The organism is Paraburkholderia kururiensis, from assembly GCF_034424375.1.
GTDB classification, from domain to species: Bacteria; Pseudomonadota; Gammaproteobacteria; order Burkholderiales; family Burkholderiaceae; genus Paraburkholderia; species Paraburkholderia kururiensis_A.
The window spans coordinates 5,478,303-5,501,124 of the sequence record NZ_CP139965.1 but is presented as its reverse complement, the minus strand read 5'-3'; the positions used below and the strand labels follow the sequence as shown (position 1 = coordinate 5,501,124).

Annotated in this window: 24 protein-coding genes; 9 read left to right on the top strand and 15 right to left on the bottom strand. The window is 66.6% G+C overall.

Annotated elements, in window-relative coordinates:
* Nucleotides 1-34: 34 nt before the first annotated feature.
* The 3 genes from U0042_RS24685 to U0042_RS24675 all read right to left on the bottom strand — a co-directional run bounded on the left by U0042_RS24685 (nt 35) and on the right by U0042_RS24675 (nt 2,599).
* Entirely contained in the window at nt 35-484 is a 450-nt protein-coding gene (locus U0042_RS24685) for an NUDIX hydrolase (RefSeq protein ID WP_114814748.1), read from the bottom strand.
* A 32-nt stretch (nt 485-516) separates the two neighbouring features.
* Complete coding sequence (locus U0042_RS24680; RefSeq protein WP_114814747.1) at nt 517-930, bottom strand: hypothetical protein; 414 nt, start codon at nt 928-930, stop codon at nt 517-519.
* A 235-nt stretch (nt 931-1,165) separates the two neighbouring features.
* Nucleotides 1,166-2,599, bottom strand: coding sequence for a cytochrome-c peroxidase (locus U0042_RS24675; protein WP_114814746.1), 1,434 nt, complete (start codon nt 2,597-2,599; stop codon nt 1,166-1,168).
* 291 nt (nt 2,600-2,890) lie between these two features.
* On the opposite strand from U0042_RS24675, the gene U0042_RS24670 reads away from it, so the two are divergent.
* From U0042_RS24670 to U0042_RS24655, 4 genes are all read left to right on the top strand, one after another.
* Nucleotides 2,891-4,468: an acid phosphatase gene (locus U0042_RS24670; RefSeq protein ID WP_114814745.1), complete on the top strand. Its 1,578-nt coding sequence runs from the start codon at nt 2,891-2,893 to the stop codon at nt 4,466-4,468.
* 274 nt (nt 4,469-4,742) lie between these two features.
* Complete coding sequence (locus U0042_RS24665) at nt 4,743-4,958, top strand: hypothetical protein (protein WP_114814744.1); 216 nt, start codon at nt 4,743-4,745, stop codon at nt 4,956-4,958.
* A gap of 7 nt (nt 4,959-4,965) precedes the next feature.
* Nucleotides 4,966-5,202: a DUF6726 family protein gene (locus U0042_RS24660; RefSeq protein WP_232833584.1), complete on the top strand. Its 237-nt coding sequence runs from the start codon at nt 4,966-4,968 to the stop codon at nt 5,200-5,202.
* A 431-nt stretch (nt 5,203-5,633) separates the two neighbouring features.
* A complete protein-coding gene (locus U0042_RS24655) occupies nt 5,634-6,320 on the top strand; it encodes a flagellar basal body L-ring protein FlgH (RefSeq protein ID WP_114814783.1) in 687 nt (228 codons plus the stop codon).
* Between the two features lie 81 nt (nt 6,321-6,401).
* Here the strand turns inward: U0042_RS24655 and U0042_RS24650 are convergent, their stop codons facing one another.
* A complete protein-coding gene (locus tag U0042_RS24650) occupies nt 6,402-7,151 on the bottom strand; it encodes a response regulator (RefSeq protein ID WP_114814742.1) in 750 nt (249 codons plus the stop codon).
* Nucleotides 7,152-7,525: 374 nt separating this feature from the next.
* On the opposite strand from U0042_RS24650, the gene U0042_RS24645 reads away from it, so the two are divergent.
* Complete coding sequence (locus U0042_RS24645; RefSeq protein ID WP_114814741.1) at nt 7,526-8,887, top strand: ATP-binding protein; 1,362 nt, start codon at nt 7,526-7,528, stop codon at nt 8,885-8,887.
* 11 nt (nt 8,888-8,898) lie between these two features.
* Nucleotides 8,899-9,945 (top strand): tyrosine-protein phosphatase, encoded by a 1,047-nt coding sequence (locus U0042_RS24640; RefSeq protein ID WP_232833579.1) that lies wholly within the window; start codon nt 8,899-8,901, stop codon nt 9,943-9,945.
* Between the two features lie 174 nt (nt 9,946-10,119).
* On the opposite strand, the gene U0042_RS24635 is transcribed toward U0042_RS24640, so the two are convergent.
* The 3 genes from U0042_RS24635 to U0042_RS24625 form a co-directional block, all read right to left on the bottom strand.
* The gene (locus tag U0042_RS24635) at nt 10,120-10,656 is read right to left on the bottom strand and encodes a hypothetical protein (RefSeq protein ID WP_114814739.1); all 537 of its coding nucleotides are present in this window, start codon (nt 10,654-10,656) and stop codon (nt 10,120-10,122) included.
* Between the two features lie 141 nt (nt 10,657-10,797).
* Nucleotides 10,798-11,316, bottom strand: coding sequence for a hypothetical protein (locus U0042_RS24630; protein WP_232833578.1), 519 nt, complete (start codon nt 11,314-11,316; stop codon nt 10,798-10,800).
* A gap of 289 nt (nt 11,317-11,605) precedes the next feature.
* Nucleotides 11,606-11,866, bottom strand: coding sequence for a hypothetical protein (locus U0042_RS24625; RefSeq protein ID WP_114814738.1), 261 nt, complete (start codon nt 11,864-11,866; stop codon nt 11,606-11,608).
* Nucleotides 11,867-12,088: 222 nt separating this feature from the next.
* On the opposite strand from U0042_RS24625, the gene U0042_RS24620 reads away from it, so the two are divergent.
* Together U0042_RS24620 and U0042_RS24615 are read left to right on the top strand one after the other, a co-directional pair.
* Nucleotides 12,089-12,511, top strand: a complete 423-nt coding sequence (locus U0042_RS24620) for a hypothetical protein (protein ID WP_114814737.1) — start codon at nt 12,089-12,091, stop codon at nt 12,509-12,511.
* A gap of 177 nt (nt 12,512-12,688) precedes the next feature.
* Nucleotides 12,689-14,317, top strand: coding sequence for a sigma-70 family RNA polymerase sigma factor (locus U0042_RS24615; protein WP_114814736.1), 1,629 nt, complete (start codon nt 12,689-12,691; stop codon nt 14,315-14,317).
* 135 nt (nt 14,318-14,452) lie between these two features.
* Here the strand turns inward: U0042_RS24615 and U0042_RS24610 are convergent, their stop codons facing one another.
* From U0042_RS24610 to U0042_RS24585, 6 genes are all read right to left on the bottom strand, one after another.
* Nucleotides 14,453-14,668, bottom strand: a complete 216-nt coding sequence (locus U0042_RS24610) for a hypothetical protein (protein ID WP_114814735.1) — start codon at nt 14,666-14,668, stop codon at nt 14,453-14,455.
* A gap of 195 nt (nt 14,669-14,863) precedes the next feature.
* The gene (locus tag U0042_RS24605) at nt 14,864-15,580 is read right to left on the bottom strand and encodes a DUF2894 domain-containing protein (RefSeq protein ID WP_114814734.1); all 717 of its coding nucleotides are present in this window, start codon (nt 15,578-15,580) and stop codon (nt 14,864-14,866) included.
* Nucleotides 15,581-15,641: 61 nt separating this feature from the next.
* Nucleotides 15,642-16,298 carry an OmpA family protein gene (locus tag U0042_RS24600; protein WP_114814733.1) on the bottom strand — a complete coding sequence of 219 codons (657 nt, stop codon included), beginning with the start codon at nt 16,296-16,298 and terminating at the stop codon, nt 15,642-15,644.
* Entirely contained in the window at nt 16,295-18,415 is a 2,121-nt protein-coding gene (locus U0042_RS24595; RefSeq protein WP_198665417.1) for a DUF802 domain-containing protein, read from the bottom strand. Before U0042_RS24595 ends, U0042_RS24600 begins: the two co-directional genes overlap by 4 nt.
* Before the next feature lie 11 nt (nt 18,416-18,426).
* Nucleotides 18,427-19,212 (bottom strand): DUF3348 domain-containing protein, encoded by a 786-nt coding sequence (locus U0042_RS24590; RefSeq protein WP_114814731.1) that lies wholly within the window; start codon nt 19,210-19,212, stop codon nt 18,427-18,429.
* Between the two features lie 90 nt (nt 19,213-19,302).
* Entirely contained in the window at nt 19,303-20,079 is a 777-nt protein-coding gene (locus tag U0042_RS24585) for an NAD(P)H-dependent oxidoreductase (protein ID WP_114814730.1), read from the bottom strand.
* An 85-nt stretch (nt 20,080-20,164) separates the two neighbouring features.
* On the opposite strand from U0042_RS24585, the gene U0042_RS24580 reads away from it, so the two are divergent.
* Nucleotides 20,165-21,058: a LysR family transcriptional regulator gene (locus tag U0042_RS24580; RefSeq protein ID WP_232833577.1), complete on the top strand. Its 894-nt coding sequence runs from the start codon at nt 20,165-20,167 to the stop codon at nt 21,056-21,058.
* A gap of 604 nt (nt 21,059-21,662) precedes the next feature.
* On the opposite strand, the gene U0042_RS24575 is transcribed toward U0042_RS24580, so the two are convergent.
* Both U0042_RS24575 and U0042_RS24570 read right to left on the bottom strand, forming a co-directional pair.
* Nucleotides 21,663-22,478, bottom strand: a complete 816-nt coding sequence (locus U0042_RS24575) for an Imm49 family immunity protein (RefSeq protein WP_114814729.1) — start codon at nt 22,476-22,478, stop codon at nt 21,663-21,665.
* On the bottom strand, nt 22,475-22,747 hold the full coding sequence (locus tag U0042_RS24570; protein WP_157977905.1) for a hypothetical protein: 273 nt from the start codon (nt 22,745-22,747) through the stop codon (nt 22,475-22,477). The genes U0042_RS24575 and U0042_RS24570 overlap by 4 nt, the downstream gene beginning before the upstream one ends.
* Between the last annotated feature and the right edge of the window lie 75 nt (nt 22,748-22,822).

The following is a 22,822-nucleotide window of genomic DNA, read 5'->3' as shown; positions in this document are numbered from 1 at the left end:
GAAACGACGCCGCTTCTCTCCTGCATCGCGGGCCTCACAGCCGGCGATGCAGTTCCACCAGCGACAACGTCGTTTCGAAGAGCCGGTTCAGACTGCGGCTCGCGTACCGGGACACCTCGTCGGGCGCGGCCCAGCGGTAGGCGTCCATCTCGGGAATCATCACGCCGTCCCAGCGGCGCGGAAAGAGCGACGTGCAGGTGCAGCGTGTGAGGTCGAGTTCGTCGGCCCGCGCGCGGGCGGCAAAGAGATGCAGTTCCTTGTCGCGCCGATAGTCGAAACGGCCGAGGTCCACCAGCCGCTCCGGGTCGATCACGAGGCCCGTCTCCTCCACCAGTTCGCGCAACGCCGCCTCGCGCGGCGTCTCGCCTTCCTCGCCCTGCCCTTTCGGAACGTCCCAGTGGTTGGTGCCGGTGGCATGCGCGAGCAGGACCCGGCCTTCGGGGTCCAGCAAAACGACACCACACGATACGGTCCGTCCGGTCACGGGCTGCGTCCTCCCTGCCGCCGCTGCCCGGCTTAGCGGGCCTTCTGGAATTGCCACTCGCCTTTGCCTTCGCGGCAGTAGGACGGCACCAGCGTCATGGACTGGCCTTTCGCATCCAGTTCCACGTCGACCTTGCGACAGGTCTTTTCCCCGTCTTTAGTCGTGTCGTGCGGCGTGATCTTTGCGTCGATCCGCACGCTGTTGCGGGAGCCCTGATTCGTCCAGTTCGCGGTTTGGCCGTCCTGCTTGCTGTCCAGCGCGACATACACGGCCTTGATGATTTCATCGTGATCGCGCTGCTGGATGTAGGCGAGCGGCGTGTTGTCGAGGAAGCTCAGGTTCGAGGCCAGCGCGCTGCCCGCGCACGCCAGCAGCAGCGCCCCGGCGCCGAGGCTCGTGAGGGTTCGGATCGGCTTGCGGTTTGGATGGTGATTGTGCGTCGGCATGTTCAGTCGTTCTCCTTGTTGGCGTCTTTCGAATAGACGTCCGTGCAATGGCCCGCACACCGGTTCGTTGTCTGGCTCGCGATCGGCTCAGTCTGGCTCGTTGTCGGCTGTTCAACCGGCACACCCGTCGGCACGCAGATCAAGCGCCCGGCACGCGGGACGGCCGTGGCAAGCATAGCACGCAGCTTTCGGCCGTCCGGGGCCGGCGGCACCCCGTGCGGCCCCGCGTCGCGGCTTACTGCGCCGAGGGCTGCCAGCCGTCCGTGAGCGTGTTGAGAAAGGCGATGACGTCGCGGATTTCAGCCGCGTTGAACACCGGCGCGTCGCCCGGCTTGCGGTCGAACGGCGGCTCGGTATTGAGGTTGGACCAGTAGCGTTGCGGCAGGTCGTCGAACTTCTGCACCTTGCCGTTCACCACGGGATAAAACTTCGCCGGGTTCGTATCGCGCTCGGCGTAGAAGCGCAGCACCTGTTCGAGCGAATGGTAGATGCCGTTGTGGAAGAACGATTTTTTGAGCGCCACGTTGCGCAGCGTCGGCGTGCGAAAGAGGCCGCAGAATTCGGCGCGGCCCTTGAGGTCGGTACGCTCGGGGCCGCAGGCGCCCAGGTCGTAGAAGTGCGGATCGCGGTTCACCGCGAGCGCGCGGTTACGCGGCACGCCGATGGCGATCAGCCCGAAGTCGCTGAACTGCGGCGGCGCGCCGTCCCGCGCGCGCTGGCTGACATGGCAGCTCGCGCAGTTGCCCTTCTGCTCGTCGTTGAACAGCTGCAGGCCGCGCAGCTCGGCCGGCGTAAGTTGCGTCTTGCCCGCCAGATACGCGTCGTACTTGCTCGTGTACGGATAGAACACCTGCGGCGTCTGCTCGAACGTTTCCAGTGCTTTGAGCACTGCGTTGAAGGTGGCGTCGGCGTTGTCGAAGATGTGCTCGCCGAACGCGTCGCGAAACTGGTCGGCATAGGGCGCGGCCTTGACCGCGGCGGCCACTTTCTGCGGCGAGCTGCCCATCTCGAGCGGCGAAAGGATCGGAATGCGCGCCTGGTCCGCGCCGCGGTCCACGCGGCCGTCCCATGTGAGGCCGCCCGTGGGGCCGGCATCCACGCTTTCGTCGCCTTCGTCGTCGGACTCGTGATAGTGCGCCTGAAACGCCGGCACCGACTGCAGATACTTGAGCGTGGGCACGGCGCGCATGCCTTGCTGGTGCATGTCGCTGCCGCCCAGCTGCACGGAGAGCGCGTTGGCCGGCGTGAACGCGCGCGACGGCGTGTGGCACGTGGCGCACGCGAGCTTGCCGGAGCCGGACAGCGACGGATCGAAGAACAACTGTTGACCGAGCGCTGTCATCTTGCGTACCGATTCGTACACCTGGGCGCGCGTCTGCCCGCCTTGCGCCGCGACGGCCGCAGCCGTCACACGCACGATCTGCGGCGCGTCCGTCCGCTGCGCTGCGGGTTGCGCTGTAGCCGCCACGGTCTTCGCACGTGCCGACGTGCCCGTGTCGGGGGCGCCTTCGGCACCCGGCCCGCGCGCATCGCATCCGCCGAGTAGCGCAAGCAGCGCGATGACCGAGCCCGCGGCGAGCGCGGCAACGGCACCCTGCCGCATGCGAAGCGCCCGACGGTCCGGCGAAGGCGGCGGGGCGAACTGCCATTCCGTGAAACGACACAGCATGAGTATTCTTCCGAGGTTGGCGAACCGCGAGAGCGTATGTCGGCACCGTGACGAAACCATGACGGAAAGCCGACGGATGCCCGGGAATCTAAAGGCCGTTGTAAATAATTACATCTGTCTGTCAAATTAGCTTGCGACACTCCCGACGCCGAACGTGCCGCGACCATCCCGCCGCTCCGACAGCAGCCGCACAGCATAGGCGGCCGAGCCGGACACCGGCGATAGCCCGTTGGATCCCCGGGATGGACAGCACGGCACCGGCAGTCCCCTACGCGAGAGAGAGAAAACTCCATGAACAAGAAACTGATCTGCACGGCGCCCCTTGCGATCGTCGCAGCGCTCGGCCTGTACGCCTGCGGTGGCAATGAAGTCACCAAGCCCGACATCTCGTCGGTGAAGAACATCGTCGTGATCTATGCGGAGAACCGCAGCTTCGACAACCTCTACGGCAAGTTCCCGGGCGCGAACGGCCTGCAGAACGTGACGGCCGCAAGCGCGAAGCAGCTCGACCGCGACGGCTCCGTGATGGCCACGCTGCCGCCCATCTGGAACGGTCTCACGCAAACGGGCGTGACGCCCGCCGTCACGCAGGCGATGACCGCGAACCTGCCCAACAGCCCGTTCGCCATCGACGACCCGAACGGCTTCAACGTGCCCTTCACGCAGACCACGCGCGACCTCTGGCACCGCTTCTACGAAAACCAGATGCAGATCGACGGCGGCAAGAACGACAAGTTCGCCGCCTGGGCCGATTCGGGTGGCCTCGTGATGGGCTACTACAACCTCAATGCGGACAAGCTGCCGCTCTGGAAGATCGCCCAGCAATACACGCTCGCCGACAACTTCTTCATGGGCGCGTTCGGCGGCTCGTTCCTGAACCACCAGTGGCTCGTCTGCGCGTGCACGCCGGTCTACCCGAACGCGGATACGAGCCCGGCCGCCGGCTCCATCTCGGCCGTGAACCCGGACGGCGTGTCGCTGCAGGTCGCATCGAACTCGCCCGCCTCCGCCATCTCGGGGCCGCCGAAGTTCGTCAAGTCGGGCAACCTCACGCCGGACTTCTTCGCCGTGAACACCATGCAGCCGCCGTATCAGCCGAGCGGCAACAAGCCGGCTTCGGGCGGCGACACGACGCTCGCCGACCCGTCCAACGCCACGACGTTGCCGGCGCAGACGCAGCAGAACATCGGCGACCTGCTCAACAACGCGGGCGTGTCGTGGGCCTGGTATGGCGGCGCCTGGGGCGCGGCGCTCTCCGCGGCGCAAAGCGGTACCTCGGGCGTGATCTACGGCGCGAACATGAGCGCGCCGAACTTCCAGCCGCACCACCAGCCGTTCAACTACTTCGCCGGCTACGCGCCGGGCACGACGAACCGCTCGACGCACCTGCTCGACGGCGGACTCGCGGGTTCGGAGTTCATCAAGGCGATCGACGCCGGCACGCTGCCGCAAGTGGCCTTCTACAAGCCGCAAGGCAACCTCAACGAGCACGCCGGTTACACGGACGTGCAGTCGGGCGACCAGCACATCGCCGACGTGATCGCGCATCTTCAGAAGAGCCCGCAGTGGAACAACATGGTCGTGATCGTCACCTACGACGAGAACGGCGGCTTCTGGGATCACGTCGCGCCGCCGAAGGGCGACCGCTGGGGTCCGGGCTCGCGCATTCCGGCAATCATCGTGTCGCCGCTCGCGAAGAAGGGCTTCGTGGACCACACGCAGTACGACACGACCTCGATCCTGCGCTTCATCACGCGCCGCTACGCGCTGCCCACGCTGCCGGGTCTCACGGCGCGCGACAAGGGGCTGACCGCGAACGGCAACCCGTCGATGGGCGACCTCACGAACGCGCTCGACATCGTGCACTAAGGTTTCTTCAAGCAGCAGCAATGCGCGTTACGCGCAACCTTTCGGGGCAGCTTCGGCTGCCCTTTTTTGTTTGCGCCGGGTCGACGCTCGTAATGCGCCTGCGCGCATCCGTCACGCGGTACGCCGCTAAGGTTTGGTAAGGGCTCGCGAAAAACACGCTGTGCCGCGCGTTTCGGCGCGGCGCCTCGCACGCGAAGATCGGAGCGCGAAATACGGTGCCGTCCCCTGTCGCCGTGTTTCGCGCATCAACGTTCAACCATCGGAGCGAGCCCTCATGCAACTGACCAACCTTCCGTCCACCCACTTGCCGAACCTCAACGAGGCCGCGGGCACGACCGCTGCCGCCGGGACCACGCCGGCCAGGATGGGCAACCGCACCGGCGCGCGCACCGGCACCGCCACGCAAGCGGCCGCCGAGCCCGCCGCCGACACCACGCACAAAGCCCGCACCAGCTCGATGGTCGGCTCGAACGTCGATACCACCGCGTGAGCGGCTCATGGTGACAGCTGTTCCGGCACGGTCGCGCGGATGGCGCAGCCGGCTCCGGCCGTTGCTGCGCACCGTGCGCGGATGCGGCGCGTGGCTCGCCGTGGCGGCGGCCACGTTCCCGCTCGACGGCTGCGCTGTCGCGGCCCTGCCGTGCCGCGTGGTCGCGGCCACGCTGAAGGTGGTTCCCGTCGTGGGCCACACCGCGGCCGTGCCGTTCGATACGTGCGCCGACGTGATCGACTGAAGCGGTCGACTGACGCGGTCGACTGAATCGGTGTATGGGCGAAAGGTGGACGGGTTTCATGGTGAGGCGCAACGGTCCGGTCGCGCCCGCCTTCTTGCAGCCTTGCCGTCATTCACCGACGCCGCATTCGCCCCGCCGCCGGTCGCCCGTCGCAATAATTCGCAAGACACGGCAAGCCCGAGCAAGCCCACGCAAGGTTCCGCAACGCGCCGGCAAGCTCTGATAACAACCGGGCGCGCCGCCGGGCGTATTCAGCGCATTGCCGCAGTCGTGTGCGCCGTATCGTCTGGCCATCGCTACATCGTGTTCGCTCGTGTTCGCTCATGTTCGTTATTGAGCCGTCATCCAGGTCCGCAGCCATGATCGCGTCGTTCCGTTTCCGTCCCACCGTTGGCCGCCCCGCGCGGCATCACGGGTGCCACCTGCGCCCCATGCGCGGCACGCGCCTCGTCAAGCCGCTCGCCGTCGCGGTTGCCGCGTTGCCGTGGCTCGTTACGGGCTGCGGGTCGAGCCGACAGCCTTCGGTGGTCAACATGCCGATGCAGCCGCCCACCGTCGCGCAGCCTTACACGGTCAACACGCAGGGCGCGATCTTTCAGCCGGGCACCGCACTCGCGCTTTACGAGACGCCGCGCGCCCAGCACGTGGGCGACGTGCTCACCATTCGCCTCTCGGAATCGTGGTCGGGCAACGATTCGGCCGACACCGAACTGAGCCGTGCAAGCTCGATCAGCGCCGAAGCCGCGGACAAATCGACGGGCGCCGCCGCGCGGCTCGCGCGCCTTTTCAACATCGGTTCGGCGGACACGACGTTCACGGGCAAGGGCACGACGAAGAACTCGATGGGCATGGACGGCACGCTCGCCGTTTCCGTGATCGGCACGACGGCAGCCGGCAATCTCGTGGTGGCAGGTGAAAAGGTGATCGCGATGGCCGGTAATCAGGAGCACTTGCGGCTCTCGGGCATCGTCAATCCGAAGGACATCGAGGCCGGCAACTACGTGGCCTCGAACAAGGTGGCGAACGCGCGTATCGAACAGGCGGGCGTGGGCAGCCTCACCGACTCCACCACGGTGGGCTGGCTACAGCATCTCTTCCTGAGCGTGCTGACGTTCTGAAACGGGCGCGGAAAACAGCGGACACCGCGTGACAGCGCAATGATCGCAACGACCTCTCACGCGGCGGCGCGCGCCGCGCGCTTACCCGGCGACCGGGCTGCCCGCGCCGTAGCGCTCGGCCGCGCCCGTCTCGCCCTGCGGCACGAAGATGTAGCCCTGCCCCCAGACCGTCTGGATGTAGCGCGGCTCGGAGGGATCGGTTTCGATCAGGCGGCGCAGGCGCCAGATCGACACGTCGAGGCTGCGGTCGCGGTAGGTGGCCGAGTGGCCGCGCAGCCGTTCGTTGAGCTGGGCGCGCGTGATGACCGTCATCTCGTTCTTGACGAAGATCTTGAGCGTGGCGAATTCGCTGGAACGCAGCGGCACGCGCTCGCCGTTGCGGCGCAGTTCGCGCGCCGCGAAATCCACTTCGAACGGACCGAAGCGGTACGAAGGACGAATCTCCGGCGCGCCCGGCGACACCGTGCTCTGCCGGCGCAGCACCGTGCGGATGCGCGCCACCAGTTCGCGCGGATCGAACGGCTTGGGCAGATAGTCGTCGGCGCCCAGTTCGAGACCCACCACGCGGTCGATCACGTCGGAGCGCGCGGTAAGAAAGATGACCGGAATGTTGTCGCCCGTGGCCCGCAGCTGGCGCAGCGCCGTGATGCCGTCTTGCTCGGGCATCATCACGTCGAGTACGACGATGGAAGGCCGCTCCATTTCGAGGCGGCGTTTCAGGCCGGCGCCGTCATAGAGCACGGACACCGCGAAGCCGTGGCCTTGCAGGTATTCGCGCACGAGATCGCGCACTACGGGGTCGTCGTCGACGAGCAGCACATGTTCAGTCATGCGACGGATTCTAAGTGCTCAAATCGCGTTTTTGCGACAACCAAACCTTTCCAGATATTTCCTGTAATGACCCTTTCGGGCCGCGGCATGCGACTGCGCCCCTCCTGCCGCCCGCCATGCCGATTTTGCGGAGCATTGCCATGCAGTGTTTCCGCGCGCATTTAACACGTCTTTCTCGCTCTTTCAGGAAAGCAACGCGGCTCACTGAACCTCATTCGAGCGTAAGAATTCGTAACGCCACTGTCGGCACTCTGCAAGGTTCTTTTTTTGATGGACGTCTACAATCTGGCCGTGTCGATTCCGGCGTCTGCCATGCCTCGCGGCCACGCCGGTCCGGCCGCTGGTCTGCTTTCCTGCCCGCCCTTCTGTCCCCGATGAACAAGCGAGCCTTTCTCAAGATTCCGTTCGACTCGCTGTTCGGCAGGATGGCGCTCATTTCCATGATCGTGCTGTTCGCCGTGCAGGCGGGCTGGTTCGCCGTGCTCACGGCGCAGCGCCGCCATCACGACGCGGACGGCTACGCGCGCGGCCTGCTGCTCGTGCTCGAAGCCGTGCACAGCGACACGTCCCACGGCGCGCATCTCGCGCCCGCGCTGCACACCCATCTCGTGCCCACGTGGAACATGCCGGCCAGCGTGAAGCTCGAAAACCCCGCCTCCACGCCCATCGCGGTGCTCGCGCGCAAGCTCGCCGCCGACTTGCCCGCGGGCGTGCAGATCGCCGTGGATGGCGAGGCGCAGCACGCCGTGCGCCTCTGGGTGCGTTATCCGGACAGCAGCAACTGGATCGTGACGCCCGTGGACCTACCGCCGCCCAAGCCCATCCTCGTGGAGTCGGTGTCGATGCTGGTGGGCGCGCTGCTGCTCTCCTTCGTGGCCGCGTGGCAGTTGCAGCGGCCACTCTCGCGCGTGGCCCAGGTGGCGCGCCATTTCGGCGGCGGCCGGCGCGCGGCGCCCGTGGCGGAGCGCGGGCCGCGCGAGTTGCGCGACCTGATCCGCGCATTCAACCAGATGATGCAGCAGATCAACGAGACCGACGACGAGCGCGCCGTCATGCTGGCCGGCATCGCGCACGACCTGAAGGCGCCGCTCACGCGCCTCAAGCTGCGCGCGAGCGTGACCGCCGGTGGCAACGAGGAAACGCGCACGCAGTTCATTCGCGACATCGATTCGCTCACGCGCATCGTCCAGCAGTTCCTCGAATTCGCGGCGAGCGCGCCCGCGGCCGGGCCGGACATAGGCGTGGACGACTTCCTCGCCGAGCAGTTCTCGCTGCCCGAAGACGACGATGCGCCGCTCTTTGTGCTCTCGCTCGCCGCCGGCCCCGCGTTCCGCCTGCCGCGCACGCTCATCGACCGGCTCGCCACGAATCTGGTCGACAACGCGCTCGAACACGGCGAGCCGCCCGTCGAGATCAGCACGCAGCGCGACGGCGACGACTGGGTACTCACAGTGCGCGACCATGGGCGCGGCATTCCGCCCGCGCGCATCGAAGACGCGTTGAAGCCCTTCGTGCGGCTCGATCCCGCGCGCGCGGGCGACGGTCATTGCGGCCTCGGGCTTGCCATCGTCACGCGGCTCGCGCGCGACCTGGGCGGCCGCTGCGTGATCGAAAACGCGGCGGGCGGCGGGCTTGCCGTGCGCATCGCCGTTCCCGCCCAGACGCCGCGCGCCCTTGCGGGCCGCCCGACGCAACACGACAACTCACGCGCCGGCACCCGGCTCGCAACCGCATGAACGGGCCCGCCATGGACGCTGCCTTCCACGCCTCACCGCCTTCCTCCATGCCGCTTCACACGGACACGCCGCACGAACCTGCGCGCAACGCTTCCTTGCACCCCGCGTTCATGCCCACGCTCGACGCTTCGCTGCACGGCTCATATGCGCCCGCGCTGCGCACGCACGGGGGCCGCCCGCCGCTGCCCATTCCGCCGCACGGGCTCACGCGCCGCGCGTTCCTGAAGAGCAGCGCGCGCGCCGTGGCGCTCTCCGGCCTCGGTGCGTGCCTGCTGTCGGCCTGCGGCGGCAGCGATACGACGGACGTGCCCGCAGCGGTCCAGCTCACCTCCGTCGAAAATTTCCGCGACGTGAGCGGCTCCGGTGCGGGCTATCCGACGACCGACGGCCGTCGCACGCGGCGTGGCGTCTTCTACCGCAGCGGCGCGCTCTCGCCCGACGACGCCGACGCGGCGACGCTCGCCCGCCTCGGCATCGTCCACGTCTACGATCTGCGCGTGGCAGCCGAAGTCGACGCGCAGCCCGACCGGCTGCCCTATGGCGCCGTGCGCAGCGAACTCGACATCTCGCCCATCGACGTGAGCGCCGCTCGCCCCGCGAGCGAAGCCGAAGCCGTGGCGTGGATGAGCGAGGCCGAGCGGCGGCTCGTGATCGACGCGCAATCGCGCTCGCGCTTCGGCGCCCTCCTCACGCAGCTCGCCAACACCGCGGGACCACAGGTTTTCCACGGGTCGACAGGCAAGGACCGCACGGGCTGGGCCGCGGCGCTGCTGCTCGCGATTGCGGACGTGCCGCTCGACGTGATCATGCAGGACTATCTGCTCACCAACACCTATGCGGCGGCGGCCATTTCCGCGCGCATCGACGCGCTCGCGCGCCGCACCGACAGCACGGCGGCCACTCGCGCCGCGCCGCTCTACCAGGCGCAGCCCGACGTGCTGCAAGCCGCGTTCGACCAGATGCAGCAAAGCTTCGGAACCCTAAACAGTTATCTCACGTCGGGGCTCGGCCTGAGCCAGGGCGTGATCGATACGCTGCGCGCGAAGCTCGTGGTGTAAGCGCCAATGAAAAAAAGGGGTTCTTCACTGTGGTAGTGAAGAACCCCGAAGTGTGGCCTGCCCGGTCGCACAGGCAGGCCTACGAGGGACGTTCCGGTACGCGTGCCTCATTCGGCACAGATACCGCTCGATGCGGCGCACGGCGCGGTGCCGCGCGCGCCGCATCAGGTTCGGTCAATCGGTGCGCGCCACGACCATCCGGTCGACGAGCGCGCCAAGCTTCGTTCTCGGGCTCGAAAAGCGGTCCGTGTTCAGTCCGCGCGTTTCATAGCGCGCATTCACGAGCACCTGACCGCCTCGCATGAGGGTGAGGTCGATGGCCGAGAGGTAAGCGGTCCATTCGTCGCTGAACGAACGGTGGCCCCATTCCATGGTCGCCGCGTAGACGAGCGTGGCTTCGCAGGTGAGCGGCGACGTGCCCGGACTGTAGACCTCCGACATCACGCCGCGCTTGCGCAACGCGTACTGCAGCGCGGGCACGAAATCGCCCAGCGAGACGTTCTGGTTCAGCTCGATGCACACCGTGTGCAGCGTGGCCGGATTGCCGTTCACGTAGGTCGCCGACGGAAAATTCGCGGCCGCAGCGAACCCTGCCTGCACGAGCGAGCCCGCGGCGTCCGCGGCGGAGATCAGCGTCCATGCGCAACCGGAGAGCGCGCTGAAGCACGGCGTGGCAAGCAACGCAGCCAGCAGCAGGGACGCACCGGGCATCGCGCAGCGGCGTCGCCGCCCGCTGCCCGCCGGTAAGCCGCCTGGCGGCACGCTTCTCACTGCCGTCGCCATCACGCGCACCTCATAGGGACACTCCCGGCGGACACGCCACGCCAACCCGCTGCGCAAGCGCCGCCGTCCTCAGCGGACGATGCGCAGATGCAGCGTGCGCGGCCCGTCGACGCTCGCGGTCACGCTCACGGGGCCGTTGTCGCTGCGGACCGTGAAATGCTGGCGCGTCGGCGTGTTCACGTCGTGCACGACGTTGCTGAAGCACGCGGCGATGTCGGCGCCCATTTCTTCGAGCGGGTCGTTCACCACGCCGTCCGGGCCCCAGTGCGCGGCGAAGCGGCAGTCGTAGACGTGGCGGGCGGCACGGCAGTCGCCGAGGAACGGCGCGTCGGTCAGCATGCCGCCGGTCTGGCCGCGCAGCGTCTGGAAGTCGCGCGTGGAGACGACGTGCGCGAGCGCTGCACACGTGTCGGGCACCTGGTCGGCATAGGCCAAGGCCGGCGCGACGGCGAGGCCGAGCGCGCACGACGCGGCAACGGCCGCCGCCATGCGGCGCGCGAGCTGCGCGGGACGCGCGGCGCGTGCATGTGCGACGTCTACCGCGTCGCGCTGAGACTGGGACAGGGAGAAGTGAAGATCGGCTTGCATGGGTAGCGGTCAGGTTCGGAGAGTAATCGACGTAACACACATAACCGGCATGTAACACGCACACGGCGCACAGACGGTGTAACGGCTGGCGTGCCGCGCTCCGCTTGCCGGCTGTCTCGCCGCAGAAGGACGCGTTTCACGCTTGCCGCCATGGTCGGTCAGCGGTGACGCTTCCGAAGCCGCAATAAACGCGGGGATCATGGCGCCCCCTTTCCGGATGTTATCGACGCTTACGTGGCGCGCCCCGGCTCTTACCGTCCGCCTCCGCACGTTACGGGCCGCGCCGCTTTCACGGCTCGCCGTCTTCGCTATCGGGCAGCGCCGCTTCGAGAATCGCCAGCACGCGCGCCGCGCGCCCGTGCAGTTCGTGGTCGAGCCGTTGCTGCCGGCGTTCGTCCGAGCGCAGCCAGGTGCAGGCGTCGAGCACCTCGGCGCCCGTCGGACCGATCTCCAGAATCTGGGCCACGACGTCGTCTTCCACGCGCCCGACGATGTCGCGAATCTCGCTCGCCGTGGCAGGCGCGGGGTGCGGCAGGTTTGTCCCGTTCATTGCGCTTCTCTCCCTCTTTCTCGGTTCATGGTCCGCTTCACAGCTCTCTTCATGGCGCTCTTCATCGCCCTCTTTACGTCTACGGATTGACGCAGGCGCTCCTCCGGCTTTCCATGCTGGCCGCGGCGCCTTGCCGGCCCGTTGACATGGCTCAAACGTATTGCCGTCGCACACGCGTAAATAGATCGTGCGAACCGCGCATCGCCAACGGAGACCTTCCAGATGAACGACGGATACGAACGCCGCGCCCTGCTGCTGCAGCTGGGCAGCGTGCTGCAGACCATCAGCCATGTGGTGGAGCGCGAACGCGACGACGAAACGATTGCCGAGTTGCTCGAGGCAGCACCGATCCTTGCCGACGTGGCGCTGATCGAACACGTGTGGGCACGCATGACGGTGCGCGAATTCGCGGATGCCGCACTGCACGCGTTTTGCCTCTGGCCCCAGTTGCTGCTGGAAGACACGCTGGATCGCGACGCGCTGGCCGCGCCGGTGCGCGAGCATCTGTTCGCCGGCAATCCCGGCGGCTGGATGGCTTACGCCGCTTCGCTGCGCGCGGACGTGCCGTGGTTCGGCGAACAGCCCACGCCGCGCGGCGCGGACGGTCACTACGACGGCGAGGCGGCTCGCAACGCCACGGCGTAAACGCACACCGTGCACACTCCGCACACTCGACGCGCCGCGTTGAAGTTCGCCGATTCGCCCCCACGTTTGCCAACGTCACGCAAGCTGCGGCGGACGGGCGTCCGCGATTCGGTGGCAAGCGCAACCAGGTGAACGCGAGTTCACGCACGCAGGACGGCGGCTCAGCCCGCAATAGATATGACTACGGCAGACCGGGTACAAGGCACGAACCGCAACGCGGATCGAAGCAGCGATCGCACGAACGAGTACGGCGAGAGCGTTGCGCGGCTGCTCGCGCTCGCCGCGACGCAGGGATACCTGATCGACGCCGACATCGTCGACGAGTTTCCGGACGAGCGCACCTCGCCGGAAGCGCTCGACGCCGTGCGCACCGTGCTGCAGCAAACCGGCATCGCGGTGCTCGAAGAGCGGCCGGACGGCACGTTCCCTGGAAACGAGACAACGCCTGCCGTAGACCGCGAGGTGCTGGAAGAGGCGAGCGACCTGATCGAAGACGCCGCACGCGGCGCGAGCGCCTCCACGGACCCGCTCGCGCTCTACGCGCGCCGCATGCACGCGGTGCCGCTCCTCACGCGCGACGAAGAAGTGACGCTGGCGAGGGAAATCGAAGCGGCCCGCCGGGACGTGCTGTGGGCGCTCGCCGGTTGTCCGCAGACCGCCGCGGTGCTGCTTGCCAACGTGAACCGCCCGGCAGGCGATGCGGCGGACAACGACGAAACCGATAGCGAAGCGGACGCGGACAGCGAAGCGCCTATCCGCAAGGCACGCGCCGCGCACGCGGATGCCGAACACGCAGAGCAGACGAAACACGCGCTCGCCGCCCTGCGCCGTGCGTTGCGCAGCAGCGGCCCGGGCTCGCGCGCGCATGGCAACGCGCGCACGCGCATCGTCGACATGGCGCTCGTCGGCGGATGGTCGCCGCGCGCGGTGGAAAGCGCGTCGGCCGCTCTGCGTGCGTTGCAGGCTCATGCCGGCGACGCGGCCATCGACCGCGACGCCGCTGAGGCTGTGCCGGCCAAACTTGTCGCCACGCTCGCGCACGAACTGGCCGAGGCGCAACGCCGCCAGCGCGACGCCACGCGCCGCATGCTGGAAGCCAACCTGCGCCTCGTGCTCTCGATTGCGAAGAAGTACGCGAGCCGCGGCCTGGAAATTGCCGATCTCGTGCAGGAGGGCAACCTCGGCCTCATGCGCGCCATCGACAAGTTCGAATATCAGCGCGGCTTCAAGTTCTCGACGTACGCGACGTGGTGGATCCGCCAGGCCGTGTCGCGCGCCGTCGCGGACCGCGCCCGCACCATCCGCCTGCCCGTGCACGTGAGCGATCAGTTGGGGCGCGTGCGGCGCGTGGGGGAACAGATTCGTCAGCGCACGGGCCGCCACGCGGCGCTCGACCAGTTGGCCGCCGAAAGCGGACTCAGCGAAGAGCGACTGAAGACGCTGCTCGCGCTGCCGGGCGAACCCGCGTCACTCGACGCGCTGCTGCCCGACGGCGAGACGGAACTCGTGGACATCGTGGCGGACACGAGTGCAGCTACGCCGTTCGCCTCGCTCGTGGACGAGCGCATGCGGGCCTGCGTGGCGTCGCTGCTGCAGTCGATGAAGCCTTCGGAAGCCGATGTCCTCAGGCGGCGATTCGGCATTGGCGGCGGTGCGCCCGACACCTACGACACCATCGCGCAGCAGGCCGGTGTGTCGCGCGAGCAGGTGCGGCAGATCGAGCGGCGCGCGCTGGCGGCACTGCGTTCGTCGGCTGAAGCGCGTGGGGCGAGGGAGTTTCTGGAAGCGGACGCCGCAGATGCGTGAGGCGCGAAGGGCGCCGCTGAGGAATGCCAGGGTAAATCGGTAACAGCTAGCCGACGTAGCGCGGCAAGCGCTCTGTCCCTTGTACCTCGTTGTCGTTGAACGACTTCGAGTTGCGCAAACCGGTTTGAACGCCGGTCAACGCAACGGCATGGATTGCGGCAGCCGCGCGATGGCACGCAGTAGCGAATCGCCGCGCGGCGTCACGCACGCGTTGACGTACTCGCTCTCGCGCTGCTCCAGCGTGATGAGGCGGTGCGACTGAAGCGCGTGCACCTCGAAACGATCCAGTTGATGCGGCTTGTGCCCGTGCTTGATGAGCATGAGCGTGGCGAATTCGTGCGGGCTGAGCATGATGAGTCCTCGTCGTAGGCTCGAGGCGCGTCGGCGTGCGCGGTATTTGCCCCACCTTATCGGACGCGGTGGGGTCGCCACTTGACCCTCATCAATTCGTGCAGCGCTTCGCGTGGGGCCATTTTCCGCAGACCATCAAGCCTTCGGCGAGGGTCACAAACGGCGATTGAAAACGGCCGTCGATATGGCCCGACGTTAGCGCGCGCGGCTACGCTCGCCCTTCTTTGCCCCTGCGGTGTTCGCCGCGCGCGGTACTTCCTTCGGCGCGACGGCGGCGCCATTCATCTGCTCGATCCACGACAAGGCATCGACATACGAGAGAAAGTGCTGGAGATAGCCCGGCGACAACTCGCGCATCAGCGAGAGCGACCGATGCACGAGACTGCTCGAATTGAGCGGGCCCGCGTTGCGCGGCACCCGGTCTTCGGACTGACGCAGCTGCCGCTCGGCACTGAGCCGCGACCACGTGGCGCGAAAGTAGTCGAGCAGTTCCATTTCGGGCCAGCTCGACGTATTGGCCCGCAGCGATGCAGTGTGGCCTGCGTCACGCTTGCGGTCCTGGCTCGCCAGTTGATCGAGCAGTTCGAACAAGGCCCCACGCACCGGTTCGCGTGGCGGTGAAGCGGCGCGAACCGGTTCTGCTTTGGCGGTATCGAAGCCTGCGCGTGCAAGTTCGGCCGTGTATTCGTCCAATGCCTGCGCCAGCTTCTCGTCGAGCAGATGCCGCGTCGCGCCGCTGTGCGCGGCGGCCCGGCGGCTCAGCGCGTCGATGAAGCGAAAGCGCATGGGTGCCACGCGATGCGCGCCACGCTCACGCCAGCTGTCGAGCAGCGACTGAGCCTGCGTGACGACATCAGACGCATTCGTCGCGTCGTGGGAGGTGGTCGAGTCGGGGCGCGTGTTTGTCGCCATGCCGTCGCCTGTCCCGGCGGCAGCACACTGCCGATCGCCCCGCGCCACGTCTTCCCGCCCGCTACTCACGATGCGCACCGTTGGCCGTAGCGAGCTTCGGCACCGCCGTGATCTCCACGCGCCGGTTCTTCGCGCGTCCTTCCTTGTCGGCGTTCGAACTCACCGGCTGCTGCGAACCAAACGCGGCCGCGAATACGGACGAAGCCGGAATGCCGGCATCGATGAACGCGCGCGTCACGGTCAGCGCGCGTTTGGCCGAGAGTTCCCAGTTGTCCGCGAACTGCCGGTTGCCGGAGCGCACCTGGAGGTCGTCGGCAAAGCCGCTCACCATCAGCATCTCGTTGTTGGTCTTGAGGAACGCGGCGAGCGGTCCCGCGAGGCTCTTCAGCAGGTCGCGGCCCTGCGGCTGCAACTGGTCGGAATTGAGCGCGAAGAGCACGCTGCCATTGATGCCGATGCGTCCGTTCACGAGCGTCACGCGCCCTGCCGCAAGCGGCCCCGCGAGCGCCTGTTCCAGCGTCTTGCGATGCTGCGCCTCCAGTTGCCGCTGGCGCGTCTCTTCGCGCAGCCGCGACGAGAGTTCGATCTGCAGGCCGATCACGCCCACCAGAATCAACACGAACGCGCCCACCAGCACCGACATCAGGTCGCCGAACGCGGCCCAGATGGGCGCTGTGGCCTCTACGGTGCCTGCGCTGCTATCGATTTCGTCGCTCATGCCGCGTCGGCTCCCGTCGGCGCGCCCCGGCCGGCCAGCTGCTGCAGGTCTTCGACGATCTGCTTCTGCGACAGCATGCTCAGGTCGATCACTTCCCGTGCCTGCGCCACGTAGTACGCCAGCTGTTCGTCACTGCGCGTGAGCGAGCGGTCGAGCGCGCTCTCGATACGCTCGAGGTGCGCCACCAGCCGGTCGTTCGAGGCACCGAACAACTGCACGGCGCCCGCGAAGGCGTCCGAGAGGCTCGCCACTTCGATAGCGCTCGCGCTCACCTGGCCTGCGACGCCATCGAGCCGCGCGGCCTCGGTCTCCACCTTGTCGCTGAAACGCGTACCGACGCGTTCGAGCAGATCGGCCGAGGTGGCGACGAGCGCATCGATCGCCTCGCGCTGCCGCGTCGATGCGTGATTGACCGCATCCAGCAAGGTCGCGAGCGTGTCGAGAATGCGGCTGCGCTCTTCGAGCATCGCGGTGTCGCGCACCATGCTCTCCGAGAGCTTCTGGCGCAGTTCGGCCACCACTTCGGCGGCGGCCTTCGGCGCTTCGGATGCCGCGGCGACCAGCCGGGAAATTTCGCCGATGGTTTCGCGCGCATGCGCCTCGCTCTGCGCCGACATGGCCTGCGCCGTATTGGCCAACGTCTCGCAGATTTCTCGCTGACGGCTCGCCGTCTGTGCGCCCGCCTCTTGCCACTCTGCGCGCAGCGCAGCTGCCATCGAGGCAAGCGACGCGCTCCATGCTTGCAGCCGTTCTTCGTCGCGTGAGGCAAGCTGCGTCTGCAGACTGGCGTGCGATTCGTTCACCGCCTGCACGAGCGCGGCACCGTGCTGCTCGAAGCGTGCCGCAGCGGCGCCGAGCGCCTGTTCGTTCGCCGCCGCGAGTTTCGCGCTCGTTTCGCCCTGGCGGGCGAGCGCCTCGTTCCATGCCTGCGAGAGGCTGCTCGCAGTCGTGTCGAGGCGCGCCGTCACGCCCTCCAGCATGCCGGCCGAGCGTTGTTCGAAGGTTTCGGCAAGCCGCGCGGCCGACGCGTGCAGATGCTGCATGAACACGTCGCCCGAACGCCGATGCTCGGCGAGGGCGCGGTTCCAGACCTCGGAAACGTTGGCAGCCGTCGATTCGAAACCGCTCGCCAGTCCGTCGAGTTGCCGCTGCACCGCTTGCGCGACGGTGTCGTGCAACGACGACGTCTCGCGTGCCAGGCCCGCCATGGTCGCTTCCACCACGGGCTGCAATGCCTCGCCTGCGGCGCGCGCGCTTTCGGCCGCGCTCTCTTTCAGCGATTGCCGCATGGATGCCGCAAGGCTCGCCCACGTCGCCTCGGTCTTGCCGAGAAACGCCTGCTGGCCCGCCATCTGCCGCTCGTGCGCGGCAAGGCTTTGTTGCTCGAGCGCGGCCATCATCGTTTGCAGGCGCTCGACGAGCACCGGCATGGCCTCGGCCTGGCGCTGCATGAGCTTGAAGGTCTGCTCGCGCTGATGCACCTGCGAGTAGACGCGCAGCGTGGTCGCGATCTTCGCGTCGAGCAATTGCACGGCTTCGCCGCGCTCGCGGCGGCACAGCGCGGCGAGCAGCCCGAGCATCGCCGAGGTCGCCACGCCCGCAATCGAGGTGCCGAACGCGAAGCCGAGCCCCTTCACGGGCGCAGCGAGCGTGGTGCGTACCGCGTCGAGATCGCTCGCGCCTTGCAGCGCCGCGCCGGTGCCCTTGAGGGTCGCCACCATGCCGAGCAGCGTGCCCAACATGCCCAGCAACACGAGCAGACCCACCAGATACGGCGTGAGTGCGGGCGCCGGCAAGACTGCGCGCTCGCCCTCCACGCGGGCGCGCACGGCGCCGCGCAGGCCGGGATCGAGCTGATCGAGCCAGGCGCCGAGCGCGGGCGGCCGGTCCGCCAGGCTCGCGACGGCGCGCACGAGCGTGGCGGTGGCGAGCCGGTAGCGGCGCAATTCGAGCGCGCCCGCGACGTAGCAGGCGCCGATCAGCAGCGTCACCGCCGAGGCAAGCGGGTTCGAGGCGGCGTAACCCACGGCGATCCAGCACACGGCGGCGAGACCGGCCAGGAACACAGCAAGATCGATGCGAAATGAGGACAAGGCGCGGGACAGGGAGTCGTGCATAGGGTCTTGAATCAGGCTTGGCGAGTGCGAAGCGCAGCGAGCAGCGCTTCGACCGGTTGGAACCGAACCTCCAGTTCGGCGAGCAATACGCTCTGCACGTCGCGCCGGAACGCGTCGAGGCGCTCGCCCGAGAGTACCGGCGGAGTTTCGTCGGAGGCGTCGACCGTGGTTGGCGCAGCGGTTGGCGTATCGATTGGCGCTGCGGCCTGTGCCTCGCGGCACAAACGGTCGAAGTACGCGCCGAGCAGCGTGGGCACCGAAGCAAGCAGCGTGCGTTCGCGTGCGAAGAGCGCGCGCTCCATCACCGCATCGAGCACGGCAAGGCGCGCCATGCCGGACGTGCGCGCTGCGAGCAACGCGCGCAGCCGGCCGCGCAGGTCGCCGATGTCCGTTTCCATCGCCTGCTGCAACGAGAGATAGGACTGGCGAAACGCGGCGTAGTCGCCCGCGGCCTGCTCCGGCATGACGCGCGAGCCGCCGCGCGGCGCGCGGGTGCGCCGGCTGACGGCGAGCACGCCGTCATTGGCGATCGCCTTCGTCAACGCGCCGCGCACGTTCGCGCACAGCGCTTCCTCGGCGCTGCCGAACGAACGCGCGCCGCCCGCGGGGACGCGCGGCGCGGGCGGCGACGCGTTCAGTGCCGTGGAAAGCGCAATGGCGTCGGTCCAGCCGAGCCATTGGCTCAGACGGTCGGAGAGCGACTGCGCGGACGCGGGAACGTTGGCGTCTACAAGACGGGCCAGCAGACGAACGAGGGTCGGACCGCCAAAGGCGGTACGGGGCGGGACTTGCACGATACGACCAGAGGCAAAAAGGCAGCAGTTTACACGCTGCCCGAAGGCTGACCGTCGTCTTTGTCAGGAAGGCAAGGCGCGCATGGGCGCGGTTCAGGCCACGTGGATCGCGAATCCGGTTTCGTCCGGTGCGAGGTCGGCGCGCAGCGTGAGCGCCGGTATCTCGTATGCGCCGCCGTTCTGCTGACGGAACGGGATGGGGGCGGTCGTGCCGAGCGTGTCGAGCCGTTGGCCGAGCGCCTCGCGCACCTGCGCGAACCGCGCTTCGTCCATGCGGCTCGTGCGATAGACGACGAACGGCGGCAGCACGTCGAAGCCCGGGTAATAGAGGATGCCGTGGTGGATCGGGAACAGCAGGTCGTCGATGGGACCGTTCACGCCGCGCGGACTGTAATGCGACTCCCAGCCGCCCGTGGTGACGACGAGCATCGCGCGCTTGCCCTTCATCAGGCCTTCGCCGTAGCGGTCGCCCCAGTGCGTGTCCGAATGCTCGCCCACGCCATAGGCGAAGCCGTACGCGTAGACGCGCTCCACCCAGCCCTTGAGAATGGCCGGCATGGCGAACCACCAGAGCGGGAATTGCAGGAGGACCGTGTCGGCCCAGCGCAGCTTCTCCTGCTCGCGCGCGATGTCCGCGGCTTGCGTGCCGTGCTGGAAGGCATGCTTCGACTCGAGCGAGGGATTGAACGGCGCGCCGGCTTCGCGCTCGGGGTAGTCGCTCGCGTCGAGCACGGCTTTCCAGTTCATCGCGTAGAGGTCCGAGACCTGGACCGCGTGCCCCGCCTGCTGAAGATGGTTGACGGTGAAGTCCCGCAGCGACCCGTTCAACGAGCGCGGTTCGGGATGGGCGTAGACCAGCAAGACGTTCATGAGTAAGCCTCCGTAGGTGAACGAAGGCAGGATAGGTGTGACGCCGGTATATTGGAAATGAATTCCCAATATGACAGGTATTGCCATGGACGATCTCAGAAAGCTGGACCTCAATCTGCTGATCACGCTCGACGTTCTGCTCTCCGAGCACAACGTCACGCGGGCCGCCGAGCGCCTGCATCTCGCGCAGCCTTCGGTCAGCGTGCAACTGGCGAAGCTGCGCAGCGTGTTCGGCGACCCGCTGCTGCTGCCGGGGCCGCGTGGCATGCGGCCCACGGCGAAAGCCGACGAACTGCGCGAACCGCTGCGGCAGGCACTCGAAGCGCTGGAGCGCGCGGTGCTGCCGGCGCGTGCGTTCGACCCGGCCAGAGCCACGCACACGTGGCGCGTCTCGGCATTCGATTACGGCGAATCGACGATCGTGCTACCCGCCTTGAGCGGTCTGCGCGCGGCGGCGCCGGGCACGCGACTCGCGGTGGTGACCGTCCCGCCATCGGAGCTGGCGAAGCAGGCCGAACAAGGCGCGATTGATCTCGCGTTCCACACCACCGAGGACGCGCCGCCCACCCTACGACGCCGCGCCTTGTTTACCGAGCGATACGTGCTGGTCGGGCGCGCCGGACATCCACGATTGAAGCGCCGCCCGACGCTGGCGCAGTTTTGCCAGCTCGAGCATGTGATCGTGTCGCCGAAGGGCGGCGGCTTCGTCGGCGTTACGGACGACGTGCTCGCCAAAGCCGGCATGACGCGCCGCGTCGTGCTTTCGGTGCCGCACTTTCTCTTCGTGCGATCTGTGCTGGAAAGCACCGATCTGGTCGCGATGCTGCCCGAACGGCTCGTGCGCGGCATGGACACGCTGCGCGTGGTCGAACCGCCGGTGGACGTGCCGGGCTACGAGATGTCGATGCTGTGGCACGAGCGTGTGCATCGGGACCCGGCGCATCGGTGGTTGAGGGAGTTTGTGGGGGGTGGGGTTTGAGGGGTGATTACGGTGCTATCTTGTCGGGCGTCGATGTACGGTTTGTGGCTAGGGAACACAGGTCGCCACGTCATTGCTCAAGGGATCGGTGGAGCTGACCTGCTGCTTGTCTTGGCTGAGGGCTCGCGGTTTCACTGAGCCATCAGATCCATCAATCTACACGTGCCTCTTAGTTTGATTTCGGCCTCGGCGATACTTCCTCACAGCCACCACACCCCAGCCGATGGCTTCAATTGAAAGCGCAACGATGAATGCAATCCGGTAAATCGATACGATCGTGCCGTGGCTTGCCACTTGGCGTACAGACATGGGCGTTAGCCCCCAATGTTTGGAGCCCCAAGCGATAGCACCCGGAAGGTACACAAGTCCGAGATAGACGAGGACTACCCCAGTTACTCGGGCACAAGCTCCCTTCCAACTGCCGCTCCGTAAGAGTTGGTCAATTCGTGATTGCTTCATTTCATTTCGGTGCTGGTTGACTAGGAACAAAAGATGTCGTACCGGACGATAGGCTCGTCATCACCCACGCTTGAACTTCGCGAAGTCCTTCGCATGATCCTTCGCCCACTGCCGCTCATTCGGGTGCAACTGCCGCTTGTAAAGGTCACGGCTTTCCGCCAAACAATTGAGACAGCTTGCCAAGGAAACCCTGCGGTGGCGGCACCCACCCTGGCTCAAGGAAGTCGTGAACGTTATCGTAGTGCCTCAGCGGACGGATAGGCAGTAGTTCCATCGGAATCAGGGGATGCTCGATCTCAACGGGGATGCCCCGATACCAGCACAGCTTGGCCTCCAGGGTACCGCGGTAAGCCATGAACTCTTCCGCCACATCGCCGCTTCCTTTGATAGATGCATGCTTCGCGATTAGCTCTTCCAGGCCTGCCTTATCACCCTTGAGTAAAAGCGAAAAGAAATCACGGCCTTCGGCACACTCCGTTCGCAGTGGCTTTCGGCCGTGCTCTGCAATTTTCTCGATCATGGCACGAACCGTTTGATCCTCGCCGCGGATTGTCATTTGCAACATGTAGACGTGGAAACGGCTATACAATGGATTATTGCGTTCGCTCACCAAATCCGCCGTTTCTAGACGAGCAATTTCTTTGACTACCTCCTCGCAGTCAGATAGCAGTGCAATCTCAATATCTCTTCCCACCTCGAAAGAAGCGCCTCCATCCTGCCCCACGCTTGCGAGAATGAGCTTGGACGCCAGATAGAAATTCTGCTTACACTTCTCGAGGTCGTGCTCAGTGAAATAGGCATAAATAGCTCTGTTTCGCGCGTACCCTGCGAGGCCGCAAAGAATGCTGCCTAACCTGACTGTCTTTCGACGATGCACGAACCACTCGATTTGACGAAGGCTTGCCTTTTCCTCTGCGCCAAGGACATTGAGAAGCTTTTGATCGCGGCTTAGTTCAATCATTTTGCCCCTCCGAGTTTGACAACAGTTGCCCCTTGGCTATCAACACCGGTAACCAACTTAACAAGCTTCCCATTATCCTTTGCCGCTTGAATAATGTCCGCGGTTTGCATCGCAGCAGCATCACCTGTTTGCCGCAGACGATCGATTGCACCGGTCACCCAATCATCTGTCATCTGCGTCGGTAAGGATCCGGAAGGGCCATTCAGCTTGATTGACCCGTTCGCATTGAGTGGCTTGACCTCGTTGATATAGACCATGTCGCCTTTCACATACACTCCGTCAAAGCAATTGACGCCACACTTTCCATCGAGCTGTGTGAAACCGTTGCGCGCAAAAGTTGTTTA

Bases quoted from the DNA above. Each gene is read 5' to 3' on its own strand.
- U0042_RS24630 (WP_232833578.1), bottom strand. From the start codon at position 11,316: ATGCAAGCCGATCTTCACTTCTCCCTGTCCCAGTCTCAGCGCGACGCG.
- U0042_RS24655 (WP_114814783.1), top strand. From the start codon at position 5,634: ATGCGCGGCACGCGCCTCGTCAAGCCGCTCGCCGTCGCGGTTGCCGCG.
- U0042_RS24605 (WP_114814734.1), bottom strand. From the start codon at position 15,580: ATGGCGACAAACACGCGCCCCGACTCGACCACCTCCCACGACGCGACG.
- U0042_RS24665 (WP_114814744.1), top strand. From the start codon at position 4,743: ATGCAACTGACCAACCTTCCGTCCACCCACTTGCCGAACCTCAACGAG.
- U0042_RS24580 (WP_232833577.1), top strand. From the start codon at position 20,165: ATGGACGATCTCAGAAAGCTGGACCTCAATCTGCTGATCACGCTCGAC.
- U0042_RS24675 (WP_114814746.1), bottom strand. From the start codon at position 2,599: ATGCTGTGTCGTTTCACGGAATGGCAGTTCGCCCCGCCGCCTTCGCCG.
- U0042_RS24640 (WP_232833579.1), top strand. From the start codon at position 8,899: ATGGACGCTGCCTTCCACGCCTCACCGCCTTCCTCCATGCCGCTTCAC.
- U0042_RS24635 (WP_114814739.1), bottom strand. From the start codon at position 10,656: ATGCCCGGTGCGTCCCTGCTGCTGGCTGCGTTGCTTGCCACGCCGTGC.
- U0042_RS24650 (WP_114814742.1), bottom strand. From the start codon at position 7,151: ATGACTGAACATGTGCTGCTCGTCGACGACGACCCCGTAGTGCGCGAT.
- U0042_RS24575 (WP_114814729.1), bottom strand. From the start codon at position 22,478: ATGATTGAACTAAGCCGCGATCAAAAGCTTCTCAATGTCCTTGGCGCA.
- U0042_RS24585 (WP_114814730.1), bottom strand. From the start codon at position 20,079: ATGAACGTCTTGCTGGTCTACGCCCATCCCGAACCGCGCTCGTTGAAC.
- U0042_RS24645 (WP_114814741.1), top strand. From the start codon at position 7,526: ATGAACAAGCGAGCCTTTCTCAAGATTCCGTTCGACTCGCTGTTCGGC.
- U0042_RS24620 (WP_114814737.1), top strand. From the start codon at position 12,089: ATGAACGACGGATACGAACGCCGCGCCCTGCTGCTGCAGCTGGGCAGC.
- U0042_RS24595 (WP_198665417.1), bottom strand. From the start codon at position 18,415: ATGCACGACTCCCTGTCCCGCGCCTTGTCCTCATTTCGCATCGATCTT.
- U0042_RS24615 (WP_114814736.1), top strand. From the start codon at position 12,689: ATGACTACGGCAGACCGGGTACAAGGCACGAACCGCAACGCGGATCGA.
- U0042_RS24610 (WP_114814735.1), bottom strand. From the start codon at position 14,668: ATGCTCAGCCCGCACGAATTCGCCACGCTCATGCTCATCAAGCACGGG.
- U0042_RS24600 (WP_114814733.1), bottom strand. From the start codon at position 16,298: ATGAGCGACGAAATCGATAGCAGCGCAGGCACCGTAGAGGCCACAGCG.
- U0042_RS24660 (WP_232833584.1), top strand. From the start codon at position 4,966: ATGGTGACAGCTGTTCCGGCACGGTCGCGCGGATGGCGCAGCCGGCTC.
- U0042_RS24625 (WP_114814738.1), bottom strand. From the start codon at position 11,866: ATGAACGGGACAAACCTGCCGCACCCCGCGCCTGCCACGGCGAGCGAG.
- U0042_RS24670 (WP_114814745.1), top strand. From the start codon at position 2,891: ATGAACAAGAAACTGATCTGCACGGCGCCCCTTGCGATCGTCGCAGCG.
- U0042_RS24680 (WP_114814747.1), bottom strand. From the start codon at position 930: ATGCCGACGCACAATCACCATCCAAACCGCAAGCCGATCCGAACCCTC.